At 57.3% G+C, this 9,099-nt stretch carries 12 protein-coding genes; 9 read left to right on the top strand and 3 right to left on the bottom strand.

The genetic code is table 11. The annotated features are described in order from the left end of the window. Positions 1 to 163 precede the first annotated feature (163 nt). From AC1DVH_RS21760 to AC1DVH_RS21730, 7 genes are all read left to right on the top strand, one after another. Positions 164 to 1,231 carry an NAD(P)H-dependent flavin oxidoreductase gene (locus AC1DVH_RS21760; RefSeq protein WP_477755544.1) on the top strand — a complete coding sequence of 356 codons (1,068 nt, stop codon included), beginning with the start codon at positions 164 to 166 and terminating at the stop codon, positions 1,229 to 1,231. Between the two features lie 122 nt (positions 1,232 to 1,353). After that, complete coding sequence (gene modA, locus AC1DVH_RS21755) at positions 1,354 to 2,121, top strand: molybdate ABC transporter substrate-binding protein (RefSeq protein ID WP_477755543.1); 768 nt, start codon at positions 1,354 to 1,356, stop codon at positions 2,119 to 2,121. Further along, positions 2,122 to 2,802, top strand: coding sequence for a molybdate ABC transporter permease subunit (gene modB, locus AC1DVH_RS21750; RefSeq protein ID WP_477755542.1), 681 nt, complete (start codon positions 2,122 to 2,124; stop codon positions 2,800 to 2,802). 3 nt (positions 2,803 to 2,805) lie between these two features. Further along, positions 2,806 to 3,885, top strand: a complete 1,080-nt coding sequence (gene modC, locus AC1DVH_RS21745; protein ID WP_477755541.1) for a molybdenum ABC transporter ATP-binding protein — start codon at positions 2,806 to 2,808, stop codon at positions 3,883 to 3,885. A 101-nt stretch (positions 3,886 to 3,986) separates the two neighbouring features. Then, positions 3,987 to 4,208, top strand: a complete 222-nt coding sequence (locus tag AC1DVH_RS21740) for a hypothetical protein (RefSeq protein ID WP_477755540.1) — start codon at positions 3,987 to 3,989, stop codon at positions 4,206 to 4,208. 130 nt (positions 4,209 to 4,338) lie between these two features. Beyond that, positions 4,339 to 4,569: a hypothetical protein gene (locus AC1DVH_RS21735; RefSeq protein WP_477755539.1), complete on the top strand. Its 231-nt coding sequence runs from the start codon at positions 4,339 to 4,341 to the stop codon at positions 4,567 to 4,569. Positions 4,570 to 4,776: 207 nt separating this feature from the next. After that, positions 4,777 to 5,061: a hypothetical protein gene (locus tag AC1DVH_RS21730; protein ID WP_477755538.1), complete on the top strand. Its 285-nt coding sequence runs from the start codon at positions 4,777 to 4,779 to the stop codon at positions 5,059 to 5,061. A gap of 33 nt (positions 5,062 to 5,094) precedes the next feature. Here the strand turns inward: AC1DVH_RS21730 and AC1DVH_RS21725 are convergent, their stop codons facing one another. Further along, entirely contained in the window at positions 5,095 to 5,751 is a 657-nt protein-coding gene (locus AC1DVH_RS21725) for a TetR/AcrR family transcriptional regulator (RefSeq protein WP_477755537.1), read from the bottom strand. A gap of 179 nt (positions 5,752 to 5,930) precedes the next feature. Between AC1DVH_RS21725 and AC1DVH_RS21720 the strand changes: the two genes are divergently transcribed. Next, a complete protein-coding gene (locus AC1DVH_RS21720; protein WP_477755536.1) occupies positions 5,931 to 6,773 on the top strand; it encodes an NAD(P)H-binding protein in 843 nt (280 codons plus the stop codon). A gap of 92 nt (positions 6,774 to 6,865) precedes the next feature. Beyond that, positions 6,866 to 7,060, top strand: a complete 195-nt coding sequence (locus tag AC1DVH_RS21715) for a hypothetical protein (protein WP_477755535.1) — start codon at positions 6,866 to 6,868, stop codon at positions 7,058 to 7,060. A gap of 128 nt (positions 7,061 to 7,188) precedes the next feature. Here the strand turns inward: AC1DVH_RS21715 and AC1DVH_RS21710 are convergent, their stop codons facing one another. Both AC1DVH_RS21710 and AC1DVH_RS21705 read right to left on the bottom strand, forming a co-directional pair. Then, positions 7,189 to 7,794, bottom strand: a complete 606-nt coding sequence (locus AC1DVH_RS21710; protein WP_477755534.1) for a transglycosylase SLT domain-containing protein — start codon at positions 7,792 to 7,794, stop codon at positions 7,189 to 7,191. Positions 7,795 to 8,399: 605 nt separating this feature from the next. Next, positions 8,400 to 8,840: a hypothetical protein gene (locus tag AC1DVH_RS21705; RefSeq protein ID WP_477755533.1), complete on the bottom strand. Its 441-nt coding sequence runs from the start codon at positions 8,838 to 8,840 to the stop codon at positions 8,400 to 8,402. Positions 8,841 to 9,099: the final 259 nt, after the last annotated feature.

Genomic DNA, 9,099 nt, shown 5'->3' with positions numbered 1-9,099 from the left:
CTTCCGGGTTTATGAATCGCTCCTTCGGCGGTGGGGGTGGCGGCTTCCACCGACGCTGAAAAAGCCTCAGCCGCTGAAATGACGACTGGCCTTGCGCCAGTCGTTGCGTTACAAATCCTGTTCTACCGTCCCTGCCCTGCTTCAATGTCGGAGAACACAGCACATGAACCAATGGCCAGATACCCGCATTCTTGACCTGCTCGGGATCGAACTGCCGATCATTCAGGGGCCGATGGCCGGTGCCACCAACTCGTCCATGGTGATTGCAGCCTGCAATGCCGGCGGGCTGGGCTCGATGCCGGCGGCGATGCTCAGCACGGATCAATTGCGCGAAGAGCTGAAAACCATCCGCCAACACACCCAGCGCCCGATCAACGTCAACTTCTTCTGTCATCAGCCTCCAGCCCCTGATGAACAACGCGCGCAGGACTGGAAAAACCTGCTGCAACCCTACTACCAGGAACTCGGCGCCGACTTTGATGCGCCAACACCGGTGTCCAACCGGGCGCCATTCGATAACGCCGCCTGCGAAGTGGTCGAAGCGTTTCGCCCTGAAGTGGTGAGTTTTCACTTTGGCCTGCCGGAAAAATCCCTGCTTGACCGGGTCAAAGCCACCGGTGCGAAAGTGCTGTCCTCGGCCACCACCGTCGCAGAAGCGGTGTGGCTTGAGCAGCATGGCTGCGATGCAATCATTGCCATGGGCTACGAAGCCGGGGGCCATCGCGGGATGTTTCTCAGCGATGACCTGAGCAGTCAGGTGGGGACTTTCGCCCTGGTGCCGCAAGTCGTCGATGCGGTGAAAGTGCCGGTGATTGCCGCCGGCGGCATCGCTGACGCACGAGGCGTCGCCGCCGCCTTCATGCTGGGCGCTTCGGCAGTGCAGGTGGGTACGGCGTACCTGTTCACCCCAGAGGCCAAGGTCAGTCCGTCCCATCACAAAGCCTTGCGCACCGCCAGGGAAAGCGAGACGGCCGTCACCAACGTGTTCACCGGTCGCCCGGCCCGGGGCATCCTCAATCGGGTGATGCGTGAACTGGGGCCCATGAGCGCCAAGGCCCCGGCCTTCCCCCTTGCCGGTGGCGCGCTGATGCCTCTGCGGRCCAAAGGTGAAGCGGACTTCAGCAACCTCTGGGCCGGCCAGGCCTTTACCCTCGGGGTTGAATTGACCACCGCGGCACTCACTCGACAACTGGCTGAAGAAGGATTAGCCAGACTGCTACGTCACCCCTGAGCAGCACTTGCGTTAAAATTGTATACAGTTTTGTGACAGCACATTCCGTTCAAAGGCAATTCGCTATATATTTTTGTACATAACGATTAACCTGCTGCAATTGCCTTTAACGGAGCCGTTTCATGACCATTGGTGCCTCACGTTTTGCCCCTGCCTGCCTGACAAGCCTTCTCGCCGTATTCGCCTTGGGCTCAGCCCAGGCGGACGAAGTCCAGGTGGCTGTCGCTGCCAACTTCACCGCGCCTATCCAGGCCATCGCCGCTGATTTCGAAAAAGACACCGGGCATAAACTGGTCGCATCCTTTGGCGCTACCGGCCAGTTCTACACCCAGATCAAAAACGGCGCGCCGTTCGAAGTGTTCTTCTCGGCAGACGACAGCACCCCGCAAAAACTTGAAGCCGAAGGCGATACCGTCAAGGGGTCGCGCTTCACTTACGCGGTCGGTACGCTGGCGCTATGGTCGGCCAAAGAAGGCTACGTCGATGCCAAGGGCGATGTGCTGAAAAAGAACGAATACCAGCACCTGTCCATCGCCAACCCGAAAGCTGCACCGTATGGCCTGGCGGCGACCCAGGTGTTGGCCAGGGAAGGTCTGACCGACAAGGTCAAAGCGAAGATCGTTGAAGGCCAGAACATCACCCAGGCCTACCAATTCGTCTCCACCGGCAATGCCGAGTTGGGTTTTGTCGCCCTGTCGCAGATCTACAAGGACGGCAAGATCACCAGCGGTTCGGCCTGGATCGTTCCAGCCAGTCTGCACGACCCGATCAAACAGGACGCTGTGATTCTCAACAAGGGCAAGGACAACCCGGCCGCCAAGGCACTGGTTGACTACCTCAAGGGGCCGAAAGCGGCAGCTGTCATCAAGTCCTACGGTTACGAAATCTAAATGTCGCTATCGAGTGCCGATTATTCCGCCATCTGGCTGACCCTGAAACTGGCGTCCCTGACGACCGTCATCCTGCTGATTGTCGGCACTCCGATTGCGCTATGGCTCGCGCGCACCCGCTCCTGGCTGCGCGGCCCGGTCGGGGCGATTGTTGCCCTGCCCCTGGTGCTGCCGCCGACAGTGATTGGTTTTTATCTGTTGCTGGCGCTCGGCCCTCACGGGTACATCGGCCAGCTCAGCCAATCACTCGGCCTTGGCACCCTCACCTTCAGTTTTGCGGGGCTGGTCATCGGTTCGGTGTTGTATTCGATGCCGTTCGTGGTCCAGCCGCTGCAAAACGCATTTTCCGCAATCGGCACGCGCCCGCTCGAAGTGGCCGCGACGCTGCGGGCCAATCCCTGGGACACCTTTTTCAGCGTGACGCTGCCCCTGGCCCGCCCCGGTTTCATTACCGCAGCCATTCTCGGCTTCGCTCACACCGTCGGCGAGTTCGGCGTAGTGCTGATGATCGGCGGCAACATTCCCGAGAAGACCCGCGTGGTCTCGGTGCAGATCTACGATCACGTCGAAGCCATGGAATATGCCCAGGCCCATTGGCTGGCCGGGGCGATGCTGATGTTCTCGTTTGTCGTCTTGCTGGCGCTGTATTCCAGCCGAAAAACCAAAGTGGGCTGGAGCTGATCGATGATTCAAATGCGCCTGAAACTACGCTACTCGAGCTTCGCCCTGGACGTCGACCTGCAACTGCCGGGGCGTGGCGTCACTGCGCTTTACGGTCACTCCGGCTCGGGCAAGACCACTTGCCTGCGCTGCATTGCCGGCCTGGAACGGGCCGATCAAGGCTTTATCCAGGTCAACGATGAAGTCTGGCAAGACAGCGAAAACAGGGTGTTCGTCGCGCCGCACAAACGCGCGCTCGGCTACGTGTTCCAGGAAGCCAGCCTGTTTCCTCATCTGTCGGTGTTGGCCAACCTGGAGTTCGGCCTCAAGCGCATCCCCAAGTCGCAGCGTCGGGTCGATATGGCCCACGCCACCGAGTTGCTGGGCATCAGCCATTTGCTGGACCGGCACCCACAACACCTTTCGGGCGGTGAGCGACAGCGCGTCGGCATGGCCCGCGCACTGCTCACCAGCCCGAAACTGCTGTTGATGGACGAGCCTCTGGCCGCGCTCGATGCCCAGCGCAAAAGTGAAATCCTGCCCTACTTGCAACGTCTGCACGACGAACTCGACATCCCGGTGCTGTACGTCAGCCACTCCCAGGATGAAGTTGCGCGGCTGGCCGACCATATCGTGTTGCTGAGCAACGGCAAAGCGCTGGCCAGCGGCCCGATCGGCCAGACCCTGGCGCGCCTCGACTTGCCGCTGGCAATGGGGGATGACGCCGGTGTGGTGATCGAAGGTCGCGTGAGCGCCTATGACGCCGACTATCAACTGCTCAGCCTGCAGTTGCCCGACACCACTCTCAACATTCGTGTGCCTCACACACCGATGGATACGGGTCAGACACTGCGCTGCAAGGTCCAGGCGCGGGATGTGAGCCTGAGCCTGCACAGTGCCGAGCAAAGCAGCATTCTCAATCGCCTGCCGGTCACGGTGGTCAGTGAAATGAATGCCGACAACGCCGCCCATGTGCTGATTCGCCTGGACGCCGCAGGCTCGCCGCTGCTTGCACGGATCACGCGTTATTCCCGCGACCAATTGAACGTCCATTCCGGTCAGCAACTCTGGGCACAAATCAAAGCGGTCGCGGTGCTGGCGTAAATCCGGCGGCACCTGAGCCGACGAATTAACCTGCCTGTTTTTTGCACGATCACCAATGGCTTCTATAGTTGATCTGTACACGAATCAGCTGCGGAGACGCCATGGAAGAGATTTTCGTAGTGAAGCGTTGCAACAGGATCATCATCCATGGCCGCCGTGCGGGTGAATATGACCACCTGCCACCGGATGCCGCGGCCTGGTACCGCATCGCCGATACCCGAACCCAAGGCTTCATCGGTGACGGATACGATGTTGAGGAAGACGCCCAGCGCGTTTGCCGGTTGTTGAACGCTAAATCACAAGTGACAGCCCGACAAAGTTGACGGCCCGTCACCATTTTTGAACGGGTCTATACTGAAATTGCAGAAGGATCAGTAACCCATTCGGCAGAAAGCTCGCTCCCGGCGGGCTTTTTGCTGCCACACTCAGGTTTCTTGAACGGAGGTGTCTCCCATGTCCGAAAAAGAGTCCATCACCACCCTGCTCACCTTGCTGGACTCCCGTCAGGCCCGCTTGGCCGCGGCCTGCAAGGAAATCGCCGACTGGGTCGATCATCAAGGCGGGCACCCCACCGCCCTCAGAATTCGTGATCGCCTGAACGACATCGAGAAGGACGCGCYGCTGATTCGGCACACGCTGTCGTCACTCAAACCTGTCGACCCGCCTCTGCCCCGGTTCAGATGATCCGTCGCGGATTTGCGGTACGAGGACAGGTCCGATTCGGGCAGCATGATCGGTGACGGTGACGTCTCCGAACGTTTGGCTGCCTGCCAGGTTTTCACCCTCTCTCACAACCCGACCTGGCGCCGGGATTTTTTGTTGCGCAAAACCAAACGAACGTCACCGCTCACGTGGGGTCAACCGATCACACGTCACCAAGGAGACGTTCCAATGGTCACTCACTTCAAAGTCAGCGGGCACCTGGCCTGCGGTCACAACGGCAACAACCTCGTATCGACCCGCGAACTCAATCGGGTGAAATGCAGAAGCTGCCGAAACACCGACGCATACAAGGAAGCCCGCAAGACCGAACGCAACGCTGCCCGCCGCGCAGCACGCAAAGCCAAAGCCGTCCACACCGCCAATAACTGGCGTTCAGCCTGGACCGAGCGACTGACTGCGATGGCCGGCCTGCAACGACTGCCGCGCGGCTTTGCCGGCCAACCTTTCGTTTAGGAAATTGAAACAACTGCCAGGCTTTTACTGCGATTAGATGTCCCTGCACGCTGGGTCCATGACCTCGCGCAGGGACATGCGCTTGAACGCCTCGACCAGCGCGCGTCCTTCCTCTGGCGTACAAGTGACAGCCAACCGCATGGTCGCCTCGCCCAGGTGCCAAATCAAAAACGCGGACTCCTGAACCTGTAGCTCATCGCTTTGCGGAAATACGCGAAGCATGGCCTGGGCCAACAGCGCTCCGGCAACCCGACTCTCCCCCAGCTCCAGCTGCAACAACTGTTTGTCGGCCTGCATGCCGGACCAGATGTCACGCATCACCGGTGTCGCCATCACGATCTCGTAATACTGATCGAGCAACTGCGAATAAGCCGCCTGCAAACCCTGGGCATCCTCGACCGCCTCCATTGCCTCTGTAATGCAACGACGGCTCTCAGCGTTGTAGCGTTCGGCCAGCATCCGGATGACGGAACTCTTGTCGGGAAAGTACTGATAAAGAGAACCGATCGAGATTTCGGAGCGCTCGGCGATTTCACTCATCTTGAGCTGATCGCTGCCCTTGTCTGCGATCAATTGAGTCGCCATCGCCAATATCCGCTCCTGACGCTCACGGCTGCGCTGTTGCATGGGATTGCGTCGAACCGCTTGCGCAGCAGGCTGTTCGAGGGTTTCAGAGGTTTTTTTGCGCACGAGCGAATTTCCCGGTCAATAACGTGACATGTACTCACCTTAGCATCGCCACTCCTTACGCCCAATATCAGATGTCCACACGTCGGGCAATTCGATCTGATGGGTTGACGACAAAACATGAGCATCTATCATCTTTTAAACGTGAGTATCACTCACATTAACCGATGGAGATGAACGCGATGAAAACCGATCAACCAATCACACTGGTCCTTGGCGCCACGGGCAAAACCGGGCGGCGAATCACACAACGACTCGAAGCGGCCGGCTTGCCCGTTCGCCAAGGCTCCCGCGATGCGAATCCCCCTTTCGACTGGGAAGATCGATCAACCTGGGACGCGGTGATAGATGGCGCTCATGCGGTCTACATTTCCTTCCAACCTGATCTCGCCGTTCCAGGCGCCCTTGAAACCATTCAGGCGTTCACCGACCTGGCAGTGAAAAGCGGAGTCCGCAAACTGGTTTTGTTATCCGGGCGCGGTGAGATCGAAGCAGAACAGGCCGAACGTGTCGTACAGAACAGCAGGATTGACTGGACGATTCTGCGGGCCAGTTGGTTCTGCCAGAATTTCAGCGAGGCGCACTTTCTTGAACCCATTCTGCAAGGCGAACTCGCACTCCCCGTCGGCCGAGTCGCCGAACCCTTTGTCGATGCAGAGGACATCGCCGAATGTGCCGTCGCCGCACTGACCCAACCCGGACACACCAACCAGCTCTATGAATTGACTGGCCCTCGGGCGCTGACCTTTGCCGAAGCCGTGACCGAGATCGCCCGCTCCACCCATCGCAACATCGAATTCGTGGCCGTACCAGCGGATGCCTATCGACAAGCATTGGAACAGGAACAACTTCCCCCGGAGTTGATCGATCTGGTGCTGTATCTGTTCACGACTGTGCTCGATGGCCGCAACACGCCCGTGACCGATGGCGTACAACGGGCACTGGGTCGGCCGGCACGCGACTTTAGCGACTACGTACAGCGCACGGCCGCTACGGGCATCTGGGGAAATGCAAGTCCGACGTAAAGCAGTGGCGAGAACCCGCTTCGTCGACTAGGGTATTTTGCGTATCGAACTGCGGCGCCTTTATTGGCAGGAGCCTGATCAAGGAGGTACCCATGTCACCCAATCGTAGTGCTGAACAAATCTATCGCCAATGGTCCAGCCCGATCCTGTTGGAACTCAAGGAGCGAGAACATCAAATGAACCCGTCAGACCGCCAGGCTTTGGAAAACGTACTGCTGGAAAGAAGGCTGATCGATACCGGCAACCCGACCGGCAGCGATCGCCGCAAGGCAGATCCGGCGTCCTGAAAAACATCAGGCAACCACGATCTAGACAGATGAAATGAAGCAGAAACAACCAAGGGTTTGCACAGCGTTCGCTCGCGAACCCTTGGTTTCAGATAACGCCGGGCAACGGAATCGATGGCATTGCCTCTCTAAAACCACCCACTACGTTCGTCTTCCAACTCTTGACGGCACTGCTTGAGTTGGGCGCTGTAAATCTCTGACTGCTTTTGCACTTTCTGGGCAACCTGCATCAGCCACGGCTTACTGCGATAGGTATTGCGGCTATAGCCCCCACGCCCCTCGTGGTAAGCCAGGTACTGATTGTAGGTGTCCCATTTGGAGATTCCGAGCTGGCGGTGGGTGCCAGTGGTGTACCAACCGATAAACATGATCGCGTCGTCGAAGCTGTCACGCGAACCGCCGTTGCCAGTATCGCCCTTGTACTCGCCCCACACCGGATCTTGAGCCTGCGCATAACCATAAGCCGAACTGACTCGCCCCCAAGGGATCACCCAGAGCAGGTAGTCACGAGGCGGCAATGCGTCAGCCACGTAGCTGCTTTCCTGCTTCATTATCGCCATGGCCACATGCGCAGGCGTCCCATATTCACTCTGCATTTCCAGCGAGTCCTCGTACCAGTCGGGATACTCATGGTAAATATTGCAGAGATTGCTTTGATCTTTGGGTGGCGTAGTCGTGCAACCTGTCAAAAACATAAACAACAGAGCCAACAGCGAAACTTGTCTTTGTTTCATCCAGCACCCTCAAAAAAATAAGGGCATAAAGTGCCCTCCGATTACTGCAAGGAGCTTGAGTCGGCAGTTGCAGGCAAAAACTTCAGAAGACATCCATCTTGACCTCGTCACCTTTATTGAGAGACTGCTTTGTAAATCCCTATTGCAAAACCAGGCCCTGCATGGACTTCATGCCTGAGGTGATTCTTTTTGCGTGAGCATGACCGGGTAGTCCGTTCGGATGCGTAACGTGATGGATTGGAGCAGAGGCTGGTTTTTGCAGAGTAAAGAAAAAGGGCCTGCATTAGGTATCTCACGCAAGCCCTTGATATTCATGGTAAGAAGCCGGAATCGACCCGGCACGCCCTTACGAGCGGGGGATTTTAATTCCACTCGATATCTTCATATAATTCAATGGCTTACACGAATATTCCTGCCTCAATTCTTTCCGAGGCACGCCGCCACAAGCCTTATACCCAGTGGTTTGAGATTTTTTTGCGGCATCTTTTCGGGGTCGTGCCGAGATATGGTAAAAATTAGGACATCCGCTCTGTAACACAATGAATTAGAAGGTAATTTATAGGTTATTACTTTCTGCTCACCCGCCGTTTGGTTAGATGTCTACTTCAGCGCCAAGGCCAGGCCGGGGTCCATGGCGCACTATAATTTAGTGCAGGGGGACCGTCAGAGGTGGCGCTATGCGTATCTTCAAACAGCTCCTGCTCTTGGTCGCGGGGCTTCTGGCAAGCAGCCTCTCCCTGGAGGCAATCAGCGGTGGCGGCCTCGGTCAAAATCCTCACCCGACCGTTCTGGTCAGTGGGCAGCCACAGCAATGCGGGCAATTCCACCATTTCCACACGGGCCCGTTTCATATGGGAAACCGGCATTTCGTGCCAATGCACAACCGGCATTTCGTACCAATGGATAACCGGCACTTCATACCAATCCACCGGATGAACAGCGTCAAGGTGATCAGAGGGCCCGGGGTCAGCGACCAGCCCTTCGGTTCCAGGCACGTTCACTTTGTGCGCCACTTCGATCCGAGGACGGGGCAGTTTCTGAGTCAACCGGCAACATCCGGGAGGTAATGGACCAGCTTGGTCACACCACCGTAGTGATGACTAAGCAATACATCCGCAACCGCAAAGGGAAGAAGGTGACGTCTACAAAATAGGAATTGCGGCAATAAAAAACTAAGGGCCTGCATGAGGTATCTCACGCAAGCCCTTGATATTCATGGTGAAGCCTGAATCGAACCTTCTTCTTTGTCGCTGAAAATAAAGGAAAATTTTAAGTTCGAAAATTTCTCTACCTCTATGTGTACCC

The sequence above is a fragment of the Pseudomonas sp. P4_C3 genome, assembly GCF_056402075.1.
The sequence above is the reverse complement of the archived record's forward strand: the minus strand, read 5'-3'. Positions and strand labels throughout refer to the sequence as shown.